The organism is Streptomyces nidicola (assembly GCF_050106155.1).
Lineage (GTDB): Bacteria > Actinomycetota > Actinomycetes > Streptomycetales > Streptomycetaceae > Streptomyces.
The window spans coordinates 9,319,042-9,338,561 of sequence record NZ_JBNBPI010000001.1 but is presented as its reverse complement, the minus strand read 5'-3'; the positions used below and the strand labels follow the sequence as shown (position 1 = coordinate 9,338,561).

16 protein-coding genes are annotated in these 19,520 nt (G+C 72.9%); 7 read left to right on the top strand and 9 right to left on the bottom strand.

What is annotated here, in order from left to right; genetic code table 11:
• Nucleotides 1-9: 9 nt before the first annotated feature.
• Together ACOKM3_RS42070 and ACOKM3_RS42065 are read right to left on the bottom strand one after the other, a co-directional pair.
• The gene (locus tag ACOKM3_RS42070) at nt 10-1,302 is read right to left on the bottom strand and encodes an FAD-dependent oxidoreductase (RefSeq protein ID WP_426906585.1); all 1,293 of its coding nucleotides are present in this window, start codon (nt 1,300-1,302) and stop codon (nt 10-12) included.
• A gap of 140 nt (nt 1,303-1,442) precedes the next feature.
• A complete protein-coding gene (locus ACOKM3_RS42065; protein WP_426906584.1) occupies nt 1,443-2,399 on the bottom strand; it encodes a LysR family transcriptional regulator in 957 nt (318 codons plus the stop codon).
• A 208-nt stretch (nt 2,400-2,607) separates the two neighbouring features.
• On the opposite strand from ACOKM3_RS42065, the gene ACOKM3_RS42060 reads away from it, so the two are divergent.
• Nucleotides 2,608-5,769, top strand: a complete 3,162-nt coding sequence (locus ACOKM3_RS42060) for an amidohydrolase family protein (protein WP_426906583.1) — start codon at nt 2,608-2,610, stop codon at nt 5,767-5,769.
• Between the two features lie 7 nt (nt 5,770-5,776).
• Here ACOKM3_RS42060 and ACOKM3_RS42055 read toward each other — a convergent pair whose 3' ends face one another.
• The gene (locus tag ACOKM3_RS42055; protein WP_426906582.1) at nt 5,777-6,292 is read right to left on the bottom strand and encodes a putative immunity protein; all 516 of its coding nucleotides are present in this window, start codon (nt 6,290-6,292) and stop codon (nt 5,777-5,779) included.
• Nucleotides 6,293-6,301: 9 nt separating this feature from the next.
• A complete protein-coding gene (locus ACOKM3_RS42050) occupies nt 6,302-6,679 on the bottom strand; it encodes a MerR family transcriptional regulator (protein WP_426906581.1) in 378 nt (125 codons plus the stop codon).
• A gap of 72 nt (nt 6,680-6,751) precedes the next feature.
• Between ACOKM3_RS42050 and ACOKM3_RS42045 the strand changes: the two genes are divergently transcribed.
• Nucleotides 6,752-7,732 carry an alpha/beta hydrolase family protein gene (locus ACOKM3_RS42045; RefSeq protein WP_426906580.1) on the top strand — a complete coding sequence of 327 codons (981 nt, stop codon included), beginning with the start codon at nt 6,752-6,754 and terminating at the stop codon, nt 7,730-7,732.
• A 34-nt stretch (nt 7,733-7,766) separates the two neighbouring features.
• Here ACOKM3_RS42045 and ACOKM3_RS42040 read toward each other — a convergent pair whose 3' ends face one another.
• Nucleotides 7,767-9,239: an amidase gene (locus ACOKM3_RS42040; protein WP_426906579.1), complete on the bottom strand. Its 1,473-nt coding sequence runs from the start codon at nt 9,237-9,239 to the stop codon at nt 7,767-7,769.
• A complete protein-coding gene (locus ACOKM3_RS42035; protein WP_426906578.1) occupies nt 9,236-10,243 on the bottom strand; it encodes a D-2-hydroxyacid dehydrogenase in 1,008 nt (335 codons plus the stop codon). The genes ACOKM3_RS42040 and ACOKM3_RS42035 overlap by 4 nt, the downstream gene beginning before the upstream one ends.
• A 371-nt stretch (nt 10,244-10,614) precedes the next feature.
• Here ACOKM3_RS42035 and ACOKM3_RS42030 point away from each other — a divergent pair, with 371 nt between their 5' ends.
• From ACOKM3_RS42030 to ACOKM3_RS42010, 5 genes are all read left to right on the top strand, one after another.
• Nucleotides 10,615-11,517, top strand: coding sequence for a maleate cis-trans isomerase family protein (locus ACOKM3_RS42030; RefSeq protein ID WP_426906577.1), 903 nt, complete (start codon nt 10,615-10,617; stop codon nt 11,515-11,517).
• 114 nt (nt 11,518-11,631) lie between these two features.
• A complete protein-coding gene (locus tag ACOKM3_RS42025; protein WP_426906576.1) occupies nt 11,632-12,402 on the top strand; it encodes a maleate cis-trans isomerase family protein in 771 nt (256 codons plus the stop codon).
• Nucleotides 12,403-12,438: 36 nt separating this feature from the next.
• Nucleotides 12,439-13,140 (top strand): GntR family transcriptional regulator, encoded by a 702-nt coding sequence (locus ACOKM3_RS42020; protein WP_426906575.1) that lies wholly within the window; start codon nt 12,439-12,441, stop codon nt 13,138-13,140.
• A gap of 248 nt (nt 13,141-13,388) precedes the next feature.
• Nucleotides 13,389-15,731: a DHA2 family efflux MFS transporter permease subunit gene (locus ACOKM3_RS42015; protein WP_426906574.1), complete on the top strand. Its 2,343-nt coding sequence runs from the start codon at nt 13,389-13,391 to the stop codon at nt 15,729-15,731.
• A 141-nt stretch (nt 15,732-15,872) separates the two neighbouring features.
• Nucleotides 15,873-16,832, top strand: coding sequence for an Lrp/AsnC family transcriptional regulator (locus ACOKM3_RS42010; protein ID WP_426906573.1), 960 nt, complete (start codon nt 15,873-15,875; stop codon nt 16,830-16,832).
• On the opposite strand, the gene ACOKM3_RS42005 is transcribed toward ACOKM3_RS42010, so the two are convergent.
• The 3 genes from ACOKM3_RS42005 to ACOKM3_RS41995 form a co-directional block, all read right to left on the bottom strand.
• Nucleotides 16,810-18,087: an MFS transporter gene (locus ACOKM3_RS42005; protein WP_426906571.1), complete on the bottom strand. Its 1,278-nt coding sequence runs from the start codon at nt 18,085-18,087 to the stop codon at nt 16,810-16,812. The two genes, ACOKM3_RS42010 and ACOKM3_RS42005, sit on opposite strands and share 23 nt — an antisense overlap.
• 55 nt (nt 18,088-18,142) lie before the next feature.
• Nucleotides 18,143-18,799 (bottom strand): GntR family transcriptional regulator, encoded by a 657-nt coding sequence (locus ACOKM3_RS42000; protein ID WP_426906570.1) that lies wholly within the window; start codon nt 18,797-18,799, stop codon nt 18,143-18,145.
• 73 nt (nt 18,800-18,872) lie between these two features.
• Nucleotides 18,873-19,520 carry an endonuclease gene (locus ACOKM3_RS41995; RefSeq protein ID WP_426906569.1) on the bottom strand — a complete coding sequence of 216 codons (648 nt, stop codon included), beginning with the start codon at nt 19,518-19,520 and terminating at the stop codon, nt 18,873-18,875.

Sequence of the window (19,520 nt, the reverse complement as noted above, 5' to 3'; positions counted from 1 at the left end):
CGGTCTCCCTCAGTCGTCGACGTTGGCGGCGAGGCGGCTGCGCAGGGCGGCGAGGTCGATGGCGTGCACGCTGCCGTCGGGCCCGGCGAGGTCCAGGGCGTGCGCGGCGCCCGCGCCCATCGCCGCGCAGGGGCCCATGACGCGGACGCTGGACAGCGCGGCGGCGTCGCCGTCGGCGCAGCGCCCCGCGGCGGCGAGGTTGTCGCAGTCGGGCGAGAGCAGGGAGCGCAGCGGCACGTAGTGGACGTGGTCGGGGCCGAAGGTCTCCCAGACGTATCCGTCGGCGCGGTCGTGGAGTTCGACGGGCCAGGCGGTGCGGGCGACGGCGTCGTCGAAGCGGGTGCCGGCACGCACCTCGTCGAGGGACAGCTGGTGGACACCCTTGATCCAGCGGGTCTGGCGCCGCCCGGGGAAGCCGTACGAGCGGACCTTCGCCCTGCCGAACGCTTTGGGGAACTCCGCGCGCAGGAACTCGACCACGCGGTCGGCCTGTTCGCGCCCGTCGAGCCCGGCGGACGACGCCTCGACCGGGTCGAGCGGGGCGGGGACGTGGGTCATGTTGAGTACGGCGGTGCCCCGGCCGGGGAAGAAGAACGCGAGGCCGTCGCGGCGGATCAGACCCCAGTCGGCGGCCTGGCCGTGCACACGCTCGGCGAGCTCCTCACGGCCTGGCTCGTGCTCCTCGTCCAGGTGCTCCAGGACGATCTGCTGCGAGCCGTAGATCGTGCGCTCCGGCACCCGGCAGGGCAGACCGGCCTCCCAGGCGAGCGCGGCGTCGCCGCTGGCGTCGACGAAGCCGGGGGCGGCCACGCGTACGGGGCCGTAACGGGTCGCGAAGGACGCGGAGTTGATGCGCCGGCCGTCGCGTTCGACGCCGGTGAGCGAGGCGCCCAGCACGACGCGGATGCCGAGTTCGCGGATGCGCCGCTCCACCCACCGGCCGAGGGCCACCTCGTCGTAGCTGACCGTCATGGTGTGGCCGCGGTTGTGGTGCAGATCGCCGGAAGCTCCCAGGTCGGCGAAGATCCCGTCGAAGATGCCGTGCGTGAGCTGCCGGTAGTCGGGGCCGTTGCCGTACACGCCGCAGAACAGGCCGATCAGCGAGTTGACCATCTGTCCACCGAGCACGGGCAGGCTGTCGACGAGGACGACGTCGCGGCCGAGCCGGGCGCTCTCGACGGCGGCCGAGACACCGGCGACGCCGGCCCCGACCACGCAGACATCGGCGTCGAGTTCGTGTCGCGCTGTGCCCGCGGGCTTGGTGACGGTGTGGACCTTCAGCTCGGTCAGGGCATGGGGCATGGAGGTCTCCCGGTGCGAGGGGGTGCGGGTGCGTGGCGGGGGTGCGTGGTTCCCACCGCTCTGCGCACCGTAGGGAGCCCCCGTCGTCGGAGGGAATGTCCAGGTCAATAGAGCGTTCGACTGCCCGCCATCAACGGCATTTATGGTGCGAGGCCGGCTGCCGCCCGGACCACGAGGTCGCGCAGCCAGCTGTGTGCGGGGTCCTCGTCGTGGCTCGCGTCCCACCACAGGTGTTCGTCCAGCACATCGAGCGGGACGGGACAGTCGAGGGTGCGCAGGCCGTGCGCGGAGGTCAGCGGCGCGGCGAGGCGCTCGGGCACGAGGGCCACCCTGCGGGTCCCCGCGACGAAGTCGGGCACGGCGCGGTAGCTCTCCACGCGGACGGCGATCCGCGGCCGGATGCCGAGGGCGGTCAGCTGCCGGGTCGCCGGGGCGGCCGACGGATACCCGTCGTCGCGGTGGTACGGCACGACCCACGGCTGCCGCGCCAGGTCCTCGATGCCGAACGACGCGGCCTCGCACAGCGGGTTGCCCGCGGACACCAGGCACACCCAGCGGTCGGTGAAGAGCGGGACGGAGGCCACGCCCGGAGTGCGGAAATGGCCGAGGGGCGGCGATACCATGCCGTCGACGAGCCGGATGGTCTCTCCGGCGCCGCTGCCGATGGTCTCCCTGACGAGTTGCAGATGCAGCGCCGCGTGCGGCGCCTCGCGGTCGAAGAGACGGGACAGCGCGGGGCCCAGGACGCTCGCCGGGTAGTCGGCCATGAGGAGCGTGAACTCCCGTTCCGTGGTGGCCGGGTCGAAGGCACGGCCGGTCGCGAAGAGCCGCTCGGCCGCCACGCACACCGCCTCGGCCTGCCCGGCCAGTTGCGTGGCGAGCGGCGACAACACGTAGGCGCCCTGGACCCGCACGAGCAGCTCGTCCCCGAAGTGCCGGCGCAGCCGGGACAGCGTGGCGCTGACGGCGGGCTGGGTGACACCCAGCTGCCGGGCGGCGCGGGTGACGTTCCGCTCGCGCAGCAGCGCACGGAGTGTCACCAACAGGTTGAGGTCGAGGTTGGCGAGGTGTGCGGGGCCCGGCTGACGGTGGCTCATGGGCGCCGTATTGTGCCGCAGCGATCCCGCCGGGTCACCAGGGATTCCGCCCGGCGGAAGGGTTTTCGGGGCCGGGTTCGCCGGTGCGCGGCGCAGCGGCGGCAGCGCATTACTTTCACGTCACATCTACCGCGCGTGCGGACGCCGTGACGCGCGGTGTGCATAGCCTCCCGTCAACTGTTGCTGATCTTCGGGAGGTTGGTCGACCGTGGCTTTCACACGCCGTGCTTTCGTCAAGCGGAGCGGCCTCGTCGCCGCCGGGACCGCGCTGGTCGGGTCGGGCGGTGCCGTGGCGTCCGCGCCGGGTGCGGCGGCCGCCGGGAGACGCGCGGCGGTCACGGTGACCGGGATGACCAACGGCTCGGCCGCGCTGTCGCCCGACGGCGGCACCGTCGTGTTCGACCTGCTCAATACGTTGTGGACGGTGCCGGCCGAGGGCGGCGACGCCGAGCGGCTGACCGGTGGCGCGCTGGAGGCGGTCGAGCCGGACTACTCGCCCGACGGCCGGCACATCGTGTTCTCCGCGTACACGGGCGGTGCCTTTCATCTGTGGGTCGTCGGCGCCGACGGGCGCGGACTGCGTCAACTCACCGACGGCCCCGACGATCACCGCGAGCCCCGCTGGTCCCCCGACGGCACGCGCATCGCCTGCGCCGTCGAGACCGGCAGCCGCTACGCCGTGCACGTGCTGTCCGCCGAGGGCGGTGAGCGCCGGGTCTGGACCGAGGGCAGCGCGCAGGAGGCGCAGCCCGCCTGGGCGGCCGACGGCAAGGCCATCGTGTTCACCTCCGGCAAGGACAGCGCGCCGCGGGCGATCGAGCGGGTCGGGGCCGACGGCGGCCGCAAGGTCCTCGCGAAGGTGGACTCCGGCTTCGTCGCGGGCCCTTCCCTCTCCCCCGACGGCGATCGGCTCGCCTACGTGCACCTGACCAGCGCCGGGACTTCTGTTGTCGTGGACGGCGAGGCGGTCTCCGGCGCGGACGAGGACGTCTTCCCGCTGCCGGTGCGCTGGGTCGGCGCGGACGAGTTGTTGTACACGGCGGACGGGAAGATCCGCCGCCGCTCGCTCGACACGCAGTCGGTGAAGGACATCCCGTTCACGGCCCACGTGCAGGTGCCCACCGTCGAGGAACGCCCCACGGCGAGGGACTTCGACTCCACCGCCGCCCGGCCCGTGCGCGGGATCGTCGGGCCCGAACTCGCCCCGGACGGCAAGCGCGTGGCGTTCGCCGCGCTCGGTGACATCTGGGTGATGCGCCGCGGCGGCCGGCCCCGGGCGGTGGTCTCCGACGGACACCACAACACATCACCCACCTGGTCTCCCGACGGCGACTCCCTCGTGTACGTCAGCGACCGCTCCGGCACGCAGGAACTGTGGCGGTGCACCCTTGCCGACGGCGGGAGCCGGCGGCTGACCGACGTGGGCGGCGCGACGCTGCCCGCGTTCAGCCACGACGGGACGGCCGTCGCCTTCGTCGCCGATTCCAGCGTGCACACCCTGAAGGTGAAGAGCGGCGCCGTCCGCAAGGTCGTCGGACCGCTCAACGCGCCCGGCCGCCCCTCCTTCACCGCCGACGGGAGCCGCGTCTCGCTGGCGGCCCTGGCGCCCGTCACCCCGCGCTTCAGGGAGGGCCACAACCGCGTCCTCACCGTCGAACTCGCCACCGGCGAGGCGCGCTACAGCGATCCCGTTCCGGGCTCCTCGCTCGGCAACCGGGAGTACGCGGGCCCGGTGTACTCCCCCGACGGCAAGCACCTGGCCTGCGTCGTGGACGGCACCCTGCGCGTGGTGCCGGTGGACGCGGCCGGGCTGCCCGCGGGCAAGGCCCGCACCGTCAACAGCGAGAGCGCCGACTTCCCCTCCTTCAGCGGTGACTCCGGCTCGTTGCTCTACCTGTCCGCGGGCCGGCTGCGGATCGCGGACGTGCGCGGCGGACGCGCCGCCGCGGTCCCCCTGGCCCTGACGTGGCGTCCGGCGAAGCCGACCGGACGCACAGTGGTGCGCGTCGGCGCGCTGTGGGACGGCACCGGGTCCCGGCTGCGCCGCGACGTCGAGATCGTCCTCGACGGCGACCGGATCGCCGCGGTCCACGAGGCCGGTACGGCGGCCGTCCGTTCCGGGGACAAGGTGGTGAAGGCGGGCGAACTGACCGCGATACCCGGCATGATCGCCGCCCACGAGCACGGGCCGTGGGAGCTGGACGCGACGTCCCGGCTGTGGCTGGCGTTCGGGATCACCTCGGTGCGCTCACCCGGCAGCGGCCACTACCACCTGGTGGAGGCGAAGGAGGCCGTGGAGTCGGGGCGGCGGGTCGGGCCCCGGGTCTTCACGGCCGGCGAGCTGATCGACGGCTCCCGCGTGTACTACTCCTCCGCGCGGCCCGTGACCGACCGCGAGCAGCTGCGGCGCGAGCTGGACAAGCACGAGGCGCTCGGACACGACCTGGTGAAGACCTACGTCAGGCTGCCGTACGACATGCAGGCGGAGGCCATCGCCGGCGCCCACCGGCTCGGCCTGCCCGCGACTTCGCACTATCTGTTCGGGCCGCTGGCGCTCGGGGCCGACGGCGCCGAGCACGTGGGCGGCACCAGCCGCTACGGCCGCCGCCAGAAGGAGACCCACCTCGGGCACTCCTACGACGACGTCACGGCCCCGCTCATCGCCTCCGGCATGGCCTTCACGCCGACGCTCGGCCTGTCCGGGCTCGGCCTGTCGTCGGTGCGCGCGGCGCTGTACCGGTACGCCGGGTGGGCCCTCGACGACGCGCGCCTGAAGGCGCTGCTGCCCACGGAGGCGTACGACGAGTTCCGCGACGGTGTGCGGGCCGCGCAGGCCGAGGAGCCCACGGCCGAACTGGGTTTCGTCGCCCGGCACGGGGCGACCGTGCGGCGCCTGATCGAGGGCGGGGCGCACGTCCATGTCGGCACGGACAGTCCCCTGGTGCCTCCGGCGGTCTACTACCACCTCAATGTGCAGGCCATGGTCCGCTACGGGGTCTCCCCCTCCGACGCCCTGCGCTCCGCCACCGCGGAGGGCGCCCGCACTCTGGGTGCGACGGCGCACCTGGGCACGATCGAGCCGGGCAAGCTGGCCGACCTGGTGCTGGTGGAGGGCGATCCGCTGAAGGACGTCACCGCCGCGGCGGCGGTCCGCACGGTGGTCGCCAGGGGCGTGGTGCACGACGTGTCCGACCTGGTCGCGGATGGGGCGCCTGACTCTCCGAAGAGTGCGAAGAGCACGAAGGGTTCGGACGGTGCGGCCACCCGGTCGTCGGTCCGCAGCGCCTCCGCCGAGGACGTGCCGCAGGGCCCCGTCCTCGAACGGTACTGGTGGCACCGCCCCGAGCACGCGGTGCACAGCTGCTGTTGACGCGGCGTCAGCAGTCGAAGACCGACCAGCAGATGTCGTTGCGCAGGCGTTGGTCGTCCAGGACGAGTGCCCGGACGGCGTCCGGGAGCCGGTCGCGCTGCCATCGGCACTCGTCCCGGCCCGCCTCCTCGGCCTCGCCCTTGGGCGCCGCCGCGCGAACGGCCTTGATGGCGTAGGCCGCCGCGCCCAGTTCATGCGCGGCGACGTGCGCGACCACGGCGGCCTGTCCCGCGGCGAACGCCGCGTGGCGGGCCGCCCCGCTCAGCACCCGGGCCGCGGCCATGGCGTGGCCGCCCGCCGACCGGGAGTCCCACATCCTGATCTCGCCACGCGCCCACGCCCTGACCTGTTCGATCGCCTCACGAGGGCGCCGGTCGAGGGGCTCCACCGCCTCGAACAGCGGCAGCACGTGCTCGGCGCAGTCGGCCGCCCACAGGGCCAGGAGGTGATGGTCGGCGTCCGTGAGCGTCCCTCCGCGGCGCAGTGTGATGAAGCGGGGGTCGCGGATCTTGGGCAGGATCACGCGCTCACATTACGGCGCCGATGCGCGGCAGGACCGGCCGGTGCGCAGGTTCGTCGTGGCTCCGGCGATGACGGAGTCGAGGCGATCACGGGTGTCGGCCATCTCGGCGATCTTCTTGTCGATGTGGTCCCGCTCGGCCGACAGACGGTCGAGCAGCTCCGGGGTCGCGTCACCGTCGACGACGCACGGCAGGAGCTCGACGATGGTGCGGCTCGACAGGCCGGCGGCGTAGAGCTGCTGGATGAGCAGGACTCGGTCGACCGCATCCTGCGCGTACAGCCGTTGCCCGCTGGGGCTGCGCTCCGCGGCGAGCAGGTCGTGCTGTTCGTAGTAGCGCAGCGCCCGGACGCTGACGCCGGTCCTGGTGGCGAGCTCTCCGATACGCACCCGTGCGCCTCCCTGGCCGGTCCGACGCCAGGCCTTGCCCCTGACGTCGACGTCAGGTTTTAGCGTACGCGCATGGACACCTTGGACCTCCCGGAATCCCGGGACAACGCACCCACAACCGCGCCCACGCCCGCCCCCATCGTCTCGGTCAAGCCTGTGGTGCTTCCCGCGCCGCACCACGACGGAGGCCTGCGCGTGCGGGTCACCGCGCCGGTGGCCGGGCGTGACCTGCCGGTCGTGCTCCTCGCGCACGGTTTCGGCTCCTCGCTGGAGGGCTACGGGCCGCTGGCCGACCACTGGGCCGCGCACGGCTTCGTCGTCGTCCAGCCCACCCATCTCGACTCCAGGACGCTCGGCCTCGCGGCGGACGATCCGCGCGGGCCGCGGACATGGCGGTACCGCGTCGAGGACATGAGGATCGTGCTCGACCACTTGGACGTGCTCGAAGCGGCCGTTCCCGGTCTGCGGGGCCGCGTGGATCGGGGGCGTATCGCCGTGGCCGGGCACTCCTTCGGCGGGCAGACGGCGGGCATGCTGCTCGGGCTGCGGGTCGGCGATCCGGAGACCGGGGTGGCGCAGGACCTGTCCGACCCGCGCGTGCGGGCGGGCGTGCTGTTGGCCACGGCCGGGAGCGGTGGCTACTCCCTTACGCCCTACGCTGCCGAGCACCTTCCCTGGCTGCGGCACCCCGACTTCACGCGGATGGGCGCTCCCGCGCTGGTCGTCGCGGGAGACAAGGACGAGCTGCCGATCAGTGCCCGGGGCGCGGAGTGGACGACGGAGCCGTACACGCTCGGCCCCGGCGACAAGAGCCTGTTGACCCTGTTCGGGGCCGAGCACTTCCTCGGCGGCATCTCGGGGTACGAGGCCGCGGAGACGACCGACGAGAACCCCGCGCACGTCGCCCTGGTCCAGCGCGTCACGACGGCCTACCTGCGCCATGCGCTCGGCCTTGGCAGCGAGCATTGGGCGGCGGTCCACTCCGAACTCGCCGCGGGCGCCCACCCGTTGGGCCGCCTGGAATCCAAGGGCGCGCCCGGAACCCCGTCCTGACGCTGCGTGTCCGGCCTCGCCGGGGGCCTGAGCGTCAGCCGACCGGCGCCGTGCCCACCACCCCGGAGCCGCGCAGCGCCGCGTGCAGCACCGCCGACGCGCGCAGCACCAGCTCGTCGCCGTGGCGCGCGGCGACCAGCTGCGCGCCCACCGGCAGACCCGCTTCGGTCACGCCGCACGGCACCGTGGAGGCAGGCTGCTGCGTGAGGTTGAAGGGGTACGTGAACGGGGTCCAGCCCGTCCACCGCTTGTGCCCGCTGCCGGCCGGCACCTCGACGCCCGCCTCGAACGCCGGGATCGGTACCGCGGGCGTGAGTAGCAGGTCGTACGTCTCGTGGAAGTGCCCCATGCGCACGCCGAGCGCCATGCGCGTGTCGACGGCGCCCAGGTAGTCGAGCGCGCTCTTCGCGGCGCCCTCGCGGCACGCCTCCTGGAGCCCGGCGTCGAGTTGGGCGAACTGCTCGGCGCCCAGGTGCTCGACGACCTTGGCGGCGCCGGCGAACCACAGCGTGTGGTACGCCTCCACGGGGTCGGAGAAGCCCGGGTCGGCCTCTTCGACATCCGCCCCGAGGTCGGCGAGGAGCCGGGCCACGGCGGCGACGCGCTCGGCGACCTGCGGGTCCACGGGCGCGCCCGCGAGGGTCGGGGCGTAGGCGATACGAAGGCCGCGCAGGGAGCCGTCGGCGAGGGCCTCGGTGACGGCGGCCCGGTAGCTGCCGTGCGGGGCGTCGAGGGCCGACCAGTCGCGGCTGTCGAAGCCCGTGATGGCGTCCATCAGGAGGGCCGCATCTTCGACGGTGCGGCTCATGGGGCCCGCGTGCGCCAGCGTGCCGAACGGGCTGGCGGGGTAGAGCGGGATCCGCCCGTACGTGGGCTTCATGCCGAAGATGCCGCAGAACGCGGCCGGGATCCGCACCGAGCCGCCACCGTCGGTGCCGATGGACAGCGGGGCCATGCCCGCGGCGACGGCCGACGCGCTGCCGCCCGACGAGCCGCCGGCCGTGGTGGAGGGGGCCCACGGGTTGCGGGTGACGCCGGTCAGCGGGTTGTCGGTGACACCCTTCCAGCCGAACTCCGGCGTCGTCGTCTTGCCGACGAACACGGCGCCCTGTTCCCGCATCCGGGCGACGCACGGCGCGTCCTCGTTCCACTCGCGGTCGGCCGCGATCGTCAGCGAGCCGCGCAGCGTGGGGTGGCCCTTGGTGAGCATCAGGTCCTTGATGGACGTCGGCACACCGTCGAGGAGGCCGAGCGCCTCGCCGCGCCGGCGGCGCTCCTCGCTCGCCTTCGCCTGCGCGAGCGCCTCGTCGCGGTCGACCAGACAGAAAGCGTTGAGTTTGGGGTCGACGGATTCGATGCGGCCGAGCACGGAGACGGTGGCCTCGACCGGGGACAGGTCGCCGCTCTCGTAGGCGGCGAGCAGTTCGGTGGCGGTCAGCGCGTACGGCTCCTGGGGAGCGGGGGTGCTCGCGGCGGTCGCGGGGGTGGCGTCGGTCGTGCTCGTCATCGGGAGCCCTCCTCTGCTGCGGCCTGCGGGGCGTCCGCGACCGGTACGTAGCCCAGTTCCTTGTCCACGACATTGCGCAACGGGCGGCCCGCGCGCCAGCGCGTGAAGTTGTCCGCGAAGACCTCGGCGAGGTCGTCGAGCCAGGTGTCGGTGTCGGCCGACATGTGCGGGGAGACCAGCAGATTGGGTGCGTCCCACAGCGGGTTGTCAGCGGGCAGCGGTTCCTCGCGGAACACATCGAGCGCCGCGCCACCCAGTTGGCCCTCTTCCAGGGCGGAGAGCAGATCCTTCTCGACGACCATCGGGCCGCGCCCGACGTTGACGAAGCGGGCGCCGCGCTTCATGCGGGCGAAGGTGGCCGCGTCGAACAGGTCCTGCGTCTGCTCGGTCAGCGGCGCCGCGCAGACCACCCAGTCGGCGCGCGTGAGCAGCGCGTCGAGCTCGTCGAAGGCGTGCACCGTGCCGACCTCGGGGTCGCCCTCCCTGCGCGTGCGCCCGACCAGGTCGGTCTCGATGCCGAGCGCGCGCAGGGTGCGCACCACGGCGCGGCCGATGGGCCCGCCGCCGAGCACGACGGCGCGCGTCCCCCAGACCCGCTGGGTGACCCGGTGCCGCCAGACGTGGTCGCGCTGCCGGTCGTAGGTGCCGGCGAAGTCCTTCGCGAGGGCGATGATCTGGCCCGCGACGTACTCGGCGATGGGCTGTTCGAAGACGCCGCGCGAATTGGTCAGGATCGCGTCCGAGTCACGCAGGGCGGGGAACATCAGCCGGTCGACACCGGCGCTCGCGGTGTGCACCCAGCGCGGTCCGCCCCGTTCGGGCCAGGCGCCGGGCAGCGCGTCGGTGCCGAACTCCCACACCAACAGCGCGTCGGCGTGCGGGAGTTCCGCGGCGAGACGGTCCTCGGGGATGCAGACGAGCTCGGCATGGGCGGCCACCTCCTCCAGGCCGCTGGGCCGGTGGTCGGCGAGCACCAGGACGCGGGATTTCTCGGTCTTCGGCACGGCGGTCCTTCTGGTCGCCCGAGGGAAGCGGCGACGATCGGAGCGGACATTATGCGAGGTGCGGTACGAGGGTTGACCATGGAGGGACGAAGCCCCGTGAGGGCTGGGGAAGGGCCATCCCCTGGGCTGAATTCCCCGGCTCTTTACCGAGGCTTTCACCACGACGAACGAGCCGCCCCGCGTAGGGGATTGACACGCTAAGCAGCCGATCTTTACGTTGTCAACAATCTACAGGCGAACCGCGGGCCCACTCTCTTACCCGTGGACCGTCCGGCAAAACACCTCTCCCCCTCGCATCACCTGCCATTACACGTCCACCTCAGGCGTACGGACCGTTTCTCGTACGCGTGCAGCCACGAAGGGGCACTGCATTGGACATCACGACCTTCGGCGGACCCGTCCCGCAGCTCGGCATCGGCGTAGTCGCCCCGTTCGACTTCGCGCTCGATCGCGAGCTGTGGCGCTGGACCCCCGAGGAGATCTCCCTCCACCTGACCCGCACCCCGTACGTTCCCGTGGAGGTCAGCGTGGACATGGCTCGCTTGATCAGCGAGCACGAGACCCTGCACAACGCCGTGATGGCCCTCGACGCGGTCCGGCCCGCGTCCTACGCGTACGCCTGCACATCCGGCAGCTTCGTCGGCGGCACCGCGCACGAACGTGCGATGTGCGTGTCCATGAGCGGTGCGGGCGGCGGCGCGCCCTCCGTCACCACGTCCGGGGCGCTCCTCGAAGCCCTCGGCGAGCTGGGGGCGCGCCGGGTCAGCGTCATCACGCCGTACACGGCATCGCTGACGGACTCGCTCGCCGACTTCCTGGGCGAGGCGGACGTGGACGTGGTCGGCCGCCAGTACATGGGCCTGACCGGGGAGATCTGGAAGGTCGGTTACCGCAACGTGGTGGAGCTGGCCCGCTCCGCGGACCTGACGCACGCGGACTGCCTCTTCATCAGCTGCACCAACCTGTCGACGTACGACGTGATCCCGCAGTTGGAGGCGGAGCTCAGGATCCCGGTGATCTCCGCGAACCAGGTCACGATGTGGTCCGCGCTGCGGCACGCGGGCGCCAGCGCTGCGGGTGACTACCAGTCGCTGATCGACCCGGCGGCCCGCGCGGCGCTCTCGCCCTACCTCGGGCGGGGCATCGCTCCCCCGCCGCCCGCCGCCGCGGCGGCCGTCGTGCGGGAGGCCGCCGACTGGGAGCAGATCGCCGCGCCGGAGTCGACGGCGGCCACCCCTCCGGACGAGCCGATCGCGGACCTCGACCTCGGCTGACGTCCTGAGCCCTGAGCAGCGCCACACCCGTGGCGCTGCTGCTCTTCGTACTGTCAACAATCTACATTTGACCGGATTCCCGCTACACTGCCTGCACGAAAGGACGTCGAAAGCATGAGCGAGAAGACCACCCGAGTCGGGTTCCTGTACCCCGGATTCTCCGCCGAGGACGACTACCCGCGCCTCGAGCGGATGATCGGCGGCGGCGCCCGGCTCACGCTCGTCCACACGGACATCGGCGTGGACGCGCACCGGGTGGACGACCTCCTGGAGATGGGGTCCACGCACCGTCTCAAGGCGGCGCTCGGTGAGCTGCTCGCCCAGCCGCAGGACGTGGTGATCTGGGCGTGCACCAGCGCCAGCTTCATCTTCGGCCCCGAGGGCGCCCGTAAGCAGGTCGCTGAACTCGCCGAGGCGGCGGGCCTTCCGGCCGAGCGGGCCTCCTCCACCTCCTTCGCGTTCGCGCACGCCGTCCAGGCGCTCGGGGTGCGCCGCCTGGCGATCGCCGCGACGTACCCGGACGACGTGGCGGGCTACTTCGTCCGGTTCCTTGAGCACCACGGATCCGAGGTCGTCTCGGTGTCGGGGCAGGGCATCATCACCGCCGCCGAGGTCGGCACGCTGGGCCGCGAGCAGGTCATCGAACTGGCGCGGGACAACGACCACCCGGACGCCGAGGCGATCCTGCTGCCGGACACCGCGCTGCACAGCGCCGCCTGGCTGGACGACCTCGAGGAGGCCGTCGGCAAGCCCGTCCTGACGGCCAACCAGGTCACCGCCTGGGAAGGCCTGCGGCTCGCGGGCGACGAGGCGCCGCGCGAGGGCCTCGGCTCGCTGTTCCGGCTCTCCCGCACACCCCATTCCCCGACCCCCGCGACCGCCTGAGGCGGCGGCCGCGCCGATCAGAGGACCGAACTTAATATGGCCACTGCGAAAGCGCTGCGACCGGTCAAGCGTGAACCCGCGGCGACCGTCATCGCCGCCCGGCTCACCGAAGCGATCATGGACGGCACCCTGGCGCCGGGCACCCAGCTCGGCGAGGCCGAGCTGGCGGGTCAGCTGGGCGTGAGCCGGGGTCCGCTGCGCGAGGCGCTGCAACGCCTCGTACAGCAGGGCATCGCCGTCAGCGCACCGCATCGCGGCGTCTTCGTGACCCGCCTCGACGAGGACGACGTGCGCGACATCTATCTGGCGCGCACCGCCATGGAGTCCGCGGCCTGCCGGCTCGTGCTTCAGCAGGACCCGCAGACCACCGCGAACCACCTGGAGAAGGTGCACCGCAGGATGGAGTCGGCGGCGCGGCGCGGCAACGAGGCGGCGCTGAGCGCCGCCGACATGGACTTCCACCAGGTGCTCGTCGAGGAGTCCGGCAGCCCGCGCCTGCAGCGCATCGCGCAGACCCTGTTCGTGGAGACGCGGATGTGCCTGTCGGTGCTCACCGACGACCACCCGGACCCGGACGCGCTGGTCGAGGAGCACGCGGAGCTGATCGAGGCGATGCGCGACGAGGACGAGGAGCGCCTCCTCATGCTCCTCGACGCGCACATGCAGGACGCGGTCACGCGGCTCACGGGCGAGGCCGCGCCCCAGGTGGCGACCGAACCGGACGCGGTGGCGGGCTGACCCGCGGCACGTCGTACGAGGAGGGCCCCGGCGGATGTATCGCCGGGGCCCTCCTCGTACGTGCGCGCACATGTCCGGTGTGCACGCGCATGTCCCGCCGCCTGTCGGAAATCCGTGAATCCGGGCATCCCGGCATCGGTTTTCCGGGGTTCGGCGACCCTGGCTGGCTTCGATGCCGTCCGAGGACGGAGGGTGCTACTCGGTCGTACAGTCGAACGCGGCGCATCGCGCCGCAGGAGAGGGTCTTCGTGAACGTGGCGACAACGGCGAACGGAACACAGGAGCGGCGGGCCGTCACCCTCGTCATGGCCTGTGTCGGGGTGTTCGTCGCCTATCTGCCGGTGACCTCCGTGTCGGTGAGTCTCCCGGCGATCCAGCGCGCGCTGGGTGCGTCCACCTCCGAGCTGTCGTGGGTGTCGGACGCGTTCGTGCTGCCGATGGCGGCGCTCATCCTGACGGCGGGCGTGTTCGGCGATGTGCACGGGCGCAAGAAGGTGTTCCAGGCGGGCCTGGCGTTCACCGCCGTCGGCGCCGCGACGGCGCTGTGCGCGCAGTCGGTCGAGGTGGTGTGGGTCGGTCAGGCGCTTGCCGGGATCGGCGCGGCGGCGCTGCTGCCGACAACGCTGGCGATGATCAGCCAGGCCGTGCCCGATCCGCGTGAACGCGGCAAGTTCGTCGGCCTGTGGGCGTCGTCCCTGATGGCGGCGCTGGCCGTCGGCCCGCTCATCTCGGGCGTGATCCTGGCCCACGCGGAGTGGCGCTGGATCTATCTGCCGTCGATACCCGTGGCGCTGCTGGCCATGGCGGTCGCCGCCAAGCTGGTGAAGGACTCCCGCGCCCCGCATGCCCGGGCGCTCGACTGGCCGGGGCAGATCACCGCCACCGTCGCCATCACGGCGCTCGTGTACGGGGTGATCGAGGGCGGCGCCGGCTCCTTCACGGACACCCGGGTGCTGGTGGCGCTGGGGCTCGCCGTGGTCGGGCTGATCGCCTTCGTCGTCTTCGAGCGGCGCAGCGCCAGCCCGATGCTCGACCTGGGGCTCTTCCGCAGCGCGGGGTTCAGCGCGACGACCCTGATCGCGATGATCACGTTCATGGGGCTCATCGGGTTCTTCTTCGTGCTCAGCCTCTACTTCGGGATGGTGCAGCAGCTCGACACCCTCGACGCCGGGTACCGGCTGCTGATGGTGACCGGGGTGTGCTTCTTCGTCGGGCCGGTGGCCGGGCGTGTGATGCACCGGATCTCGCCGCGCGTGCTGATCACCGTCGGTCTGCTGTGCGCGGCGGGCGCGCTGTTCTCTCTGACGTCGCTGACCGCCGACACCTCGTTCGGGCCGATGGCCTGGCGTCTTGCCCTGCTCGGGCTCGGGATGGGTCTCGTCGTCACGCCGATGACGGCGACCGCCGTGTCCTCCGTGCCGCACCACCTGGCGGGCATGGCGGCGGCGGGCAACAACGCGCTTCGGCAGGTCGGCGGCGCGCTCGGTCCGGCGATCCTCGGCGCACTGCTCACGTCGAAGTCCACCGGGTCGCTGGGTGAGCACCTGGCCGATGCCGGGGTCACCGGGTCCGCGGCGGAGCGGGTCGTCGGTGCGGCGGAGGCGCAGGGGCTCGGGGCGGTCGCCCAGCTGGACCTCGGGGCGGACCGGGGGCGGGCGCTCGGCGCGCTGTCCGAGTCGTTCCTCGACGGGATGCAGCTGTGCCTGATCGTGGCCGGTTCGCTGGCCGTGCTCGCGGCGCTGGTCGGCGCGGTGCTGCTGCGTCGGCCGAAGCCCGCGGCCACGGCGATGCCCGCGCCTGAGTCGGTGGAACCGGTGGACGCCACCGAGCCCGCCCTGTCCGGCACCGTGCGCGACGCGGCGGGCGCGGGACTGGCGGGCGCCGTACTCACCCTCATCTCGCCCAGCGGCCGGCAGCTCGCGCGCGCCGTCGCCGGGGCCGACGGGCACTACCGCCTGCCGGTTCCCGGGCCCGGCGCCCATGTGCTGATCACGACGGCGGACGGCCACCACCCGCACGCGACGAACCTCGTCCTCGCCGACCGCCCCACCGAGCACGACATCCTGCTGTCCGGGGCGGGCAGCATGACCGGAAAGGTCGTCGGCGCGGACGACGGGCTCCCCCTCGCCCACGCCGTCGTCACCGTGACCGACGCCCGCGGCGACGTCCTCGCGACCGGCATCACCGACGCTTCGGGGAGCTACGTCTTCGGGGACATCGCCGAGGGCGAGATCACGATCTCCGTGACCGCCGAAGGGTTCCGGCCCACCGCCGTCGCGGCGCAGGCCGCCAAGTCCGCCACCGTCCAGCCGGACATCGCGCTCCGGCCGGGCGTCCGGCTGCAGGGTCGGATCCGTACGAAGGCGGAGCTCCGGCCGCTGTCGGACGCGCGCGTGACGCTGCTGGACGCGGCCGGGAACGTGGTGGGCACCTCGACCACCGGTTCCGACGGCGCGTACGCCTTCGGCGATCTGGACTCGGGCGAGTACTCGCTGGTCGCCAGCGGCTACCCGGCCTCGACCCGGACGGTGTCCGTGAACGGCCGCGCGGTGGAGGCCCTGGACCTGGACCTGGCACACCCGCACGGCTGAGGGGAAGGCAGCGAGCCCGGGACCGCGTCAGGCGGTCCCGGGCTCGTCCGTTTCCGAGGATGCCGCCGACCGCCGCGCCTCCGGCTCCTTTACGATCACGCGTACGCCCATCAGTCATGACCACGCCCCCCGGAGCCGCACGTGCTCGACGCACTCGACCTGCAGTTGCTGCAGGCCCTGCAGCTCGACGGGCGGGCTCCGTTCAGCCGGATCGCGGCCGTCCTCGGCGTCTCCGACCAGACCGTCGCCCGCCGGTTCCGGCGGCTGCGCGGGAGCGTGGGTCTGCGGGTCATCGGCGTCACCGACGAGGCGCTGCTCGGGCGCAGCAGCTGGCTGGTCCGGCTGCGCTGCGCCCCGGACGGCGCGGAGCAGTTGGCGGGCGCCCTCGCGCGGCGCCCCGACACGTCGTACGTGGGTCTGCTCTCCGGCGGCACGGAAGTGCTGTGCTCGATCAGGCCGCGCGGCGGGCAGGAGGACGAACCGCTCCTGGCCCGACTCCAGCGCACGCCGCTCGTCACGTCGGCGACCGCGAGCTGCGTTCTGCACCCCTTCTACGGCGGCCCGGTCGGCTGGCTCAACAAGATCAACGCGCTCGACGCGGAGCAGGAGGCGGCGCTGCGGGCGCCGTCCGCCGAACCGTCCGCTCCGCCCCCGCTGCTGGACGAGGTCGACGAGACCCTCCTGGCCCTGCTCCGCCGGGACGGCCGGGTGGCGCTCACGGAACTCCAGGCGGCCACCGGCCAGTCGGAGTCGGTCGTCAAGCGCCGCCTGGACCGGCTGCGTTCGAGCGGCGTCCTCTACTTCGACGTGCAGCACACCCACGAACTGCTCGGCCGCTCCGTGATGGCGGCGCTGTGGCTGACCGTCGCCCCGTCCGCGCTGGCCTCCGTGGGCGAGTCCCTCGCGGCGCACCCGGAGGTCCGGTTCGCGGCGGCGGTGACCGGGGTGGCCGGGGTGTTCGCGGCGACCGTGCACCGCGACACCCGCGAGCTGTACACGTACGTGAGCGAGGGCATCGGGGCGCTCTCCGGCGTGCAGTCCGTCGAGAGCGCCCTCTTCGTGCGACAGGTCAAGCAGCTCACGTACGAGCCGGGCCGCTGACCTCCTGGGTGGCTCGCCCGCCGACGGTGACCAGCACGAGGCAGGCGAGGGCGACGACGGCGATCGCGCCGAGCATCACCGAGTAGGGCAGCCATACCGACAGCGTCGCGAGGACGGTGGGCAGCAGGAACCCGGAGTAGGCGAGCGTGTAGTAGATGCCGGTCAGGCCCGCGAGGTCGTCGGGCCCCGCCATCCGCTGGATCTCCAGCAGCCCGGAGACGACGGCGATGCCGTATCCGGCGCCGAGCGCGACCGCGGCGGCGCCTGCCAACCACGGTGACAGTACGGCGGCGTTGACGGCGCACAGCACGGTGCCGAGCAGCATGACGGACATGGCCGCCACCGGCGCCCGCCCGCCGCGCGGGCCCTTGCGGCTGTCGAGCCTCTTGGCCAGGGGCTGCACGGCGGCGCCGGTGCCCAGGGTCAGCACCGTGAGCGCGGTCGCGTAGGCGAGGCCCCAGTGCCCGACCCGGTTGTCGACGAGCTGGGGCATGACGGCGTACGCCAGTCCCGCCGCGCCGAACACCCACGGCGCCATCGGGAGCACCACCCAGCGGAAGCGGCGGCGGGCGGGGGCGGGGATGCGGAGGTCGGCGGCGAGGTCACCGAGCAGCGCGCGGAGCGAGCCCGCGGCGCCGCGCACCGCGGTCCGCGTCTCGGGGATGCGCAGCAGGAGCACCGGGACCGCGGCGGTGAGCACGATGTGGACGAGGTACGGCGTCACCATCGGCCAGGGGCCCCACTGGGCCAGGGCGCCCGCGACGCCCGCGCCGAGGGCGAAGCCGGCCGTCTGGCACAGGGAGGCGCGGCGTGCGGCGGCCCCTGCGTCCGCCCCGGTCGACAGTTCCTTGACCCAGCTGCTGCCGACGGCCATGGCGATGCCGACGGCGACGCCGGTCATCAGGCGGCCCACGTAGATGGGCCAGGCGCTCTGTTCGCCGAAGCACAGCACGAGGCTCGCGAGGATGGAGGCGACGGTTCCGGCGATCATCACCGGGCGGCGGCCGCGCCGGTCGGATATCGGCCCGGCGAGCAGCAGGCCGGGGACGAGTCCGACGACGTAGGCGCCGAGGAAGGCGTCGACGCTCAGGGTCGAGTAGCCGCCGAGTTCGCGGTACATGAGCAGGAGCGGCGTGAACTGGTTGCCGCCCCAGCCGCAGACGAACATGGCCGCGGCGACGGTCCGCCACTGGCCGGACCGGACGGGAGCAGCCGCGGGTTCGGCCGGCTGCTGGGTGGTGTGCGTGTCGAGCATCGTGAGGGCAGGGCTCTTTCAGGGGTGGGGGGTGCGGGGGATGCGGGGAAGGTGTTCAGTGCTGGTGGCCGTGTGTGGCGGCCAGGTGGGCGCGCAGGGCCTCGGCGAACGCGGCGCCGTCCCGGTCGCCGAGGTGGTCGAGCAGCGCCTCGTGCTCGTCGGCGAGGCCGGGCAGCCGCTCGGGCCGGTGGCCGAGCGCGGACACGCTCATGCGGCGCTGCCGGTCGCCGAGGGTCTCGTAGAAGCGGGCGGCGATCCCGTTGCCCGAGGCCTCGACGACACCGCGGTGGAAAGCCTCGTCGGCGACGGCGAAGGCACGCACGTCACCCTCCGCCGCCAACTCCCGCTGGCGGGCGATGAGTTCACGCAATCGCTGCTCGTGCTCGGGGGCGAGGCCTTCGCGCGCGATGCGTTCGGCGGCGGACTGCTCGACGGCCTGTCGCATCTCAAGGACGTCCGCCGCTTCCCCTGGCGGTACGGGCACGACGACGGCGCCGCGCTTGGGGTGCAGCCTCAGCAGTTCCTCGGACTCGAGACGCAGGAACGCCTCCCGCACGGGAGTCCGGCTCACCTGCACGCGCTCGGCGATCTCCCCCTCGCTGATGAGACTGCCACCGGGGAGTTCACCGGTGAGGATCAGCTCCTTGGTGACGGCGTAGACCGTGGTGGCCGCCGACGTCGGTTTCGTCTGGTGAGGCTGGGTCCGAGGCATGCCTGGACCCTAACAGGCATAGATACAAGCTTGTATCTATGCCCCCCCCTTCACTCTCCCGGGCCTTCTGTCTTCAGGCGGCCCGCTCCAGGCAGTCGTCCACCACGTGCTTGTCGAGCGCGGCCCGTACCAGGGCCGCCGACAGTTCGGCCCGCGGGGTATCACCGGCGAGGCGGGTCAGGGTGGTGGGATTCTTCGGGAGGCCCAGGCGTTCCGCGCCCTGGAGGGTCTTGGCGTCCAGGAACGGCCGGTACTCCGGCCAGATGTCCTGGACCTCGCGCAGGAAGATGCCCGCTCCGGTCGGGCCGAGACCGGGTGTCTCGCGCAGCAGGGCGCGCATCTCGCGCTCGTCGCCGTCGGCCTGGTCGCGCATCCTGCGCAGATCGCCGCCCCAGTGGTCGAGCAACAGCTGGGCGCCGTCGCCGAGTTGGGTGGCCGTGCGCTCGTCGTAACGCCGGTAACCGCCCTCCCCCAACGCGTCGACGCGCTGCTGCCAGGTCGCGTCGACCATGCTGCGCGGGTCGCGCAGGCCCGCGTCGTACAGGGCGCGGGTCGTGGCGACCGCGACCGAGGCCCGGATGCGGGCGCTGAGCAGGCTCGCGAGGACGAGCGTGCGGTACAGGGGTTGCGGGGTGTTCTTGAGGCGGATGCCCGCCTCGGCGGCGTAGGTCTTTCCTTCGCTGTCGAGGAGTTCGCGCAGCACCTTCTTGTCGCTGGCCAT

Bases quoted from the DNA above. Each gene is read 5' to 3' on its own strand.
- ACOKM3_RS42070 (WP_426906585.1), bottom strand. From the start codon at position 1,302: ATGCCCCATGCCCTGACCGAGCTGAAGGTCCACACCGTCACCAAGCCC.
- ACOKM3_RS42065 (WP_426906584.1), bottom strand. From the start codon at position 2,399: ATGAGCCACCGTCAGCCGGGCCCCGCACACCTCGCCAACCTCGACCTC.
- ACOKM3_RS42045 (WP_426906580.1), top strand. From the start codon at position 6,752: ATGGACACCTTGGACCTCCCGGAATCCCGGGACAACGCACCCACAACC.
- ACOKM3_RS42040 (WP_426906579.1), bottom strand. From the start codon at position 9,239: ATGACGAGCACGACCGACGCCACCCCCGCGACCGCCGCGAGCACCCCC.
- ACOKM3_RS42025 (WP_426906576.1), top strand. From the start codon at position 11,632: ATGAGCGAGAAGACCACCCGAGTCGGGTTCCTGTACCCCGGATTCTCC.
- ACOKM3_RS42020 (WP_426906575.1), top strand. From the start codon at position 12,439: ATGGCCACTGCGAAAGCGCTGCGACCGGTCAAGCGTGAACCCGCGGCG.
- ACOKM3_RS42005 (WP_426906571.1), bottom strand. From the start codon at position 18,087: ATGCTCGACACGCACACCACCCAGCAGCCGGCCGAACCCGCGGCTGCT.
- ACOKM3_RS42000 (WP_426906570.1), bottom strand. From the start codon at position 18,799: ATGCCTCGGACCCAGCCTCACCAGACGAAACCGACGTCGGCGGCCACC.
- ACOKM3_RS41995 (WP_426906569.1), bottom strand. From the start codon at position 19,520: ATGGCCAGCGACAAGAAGGTGCTGCGCGAACTCCTCGACAGCGAAGGA.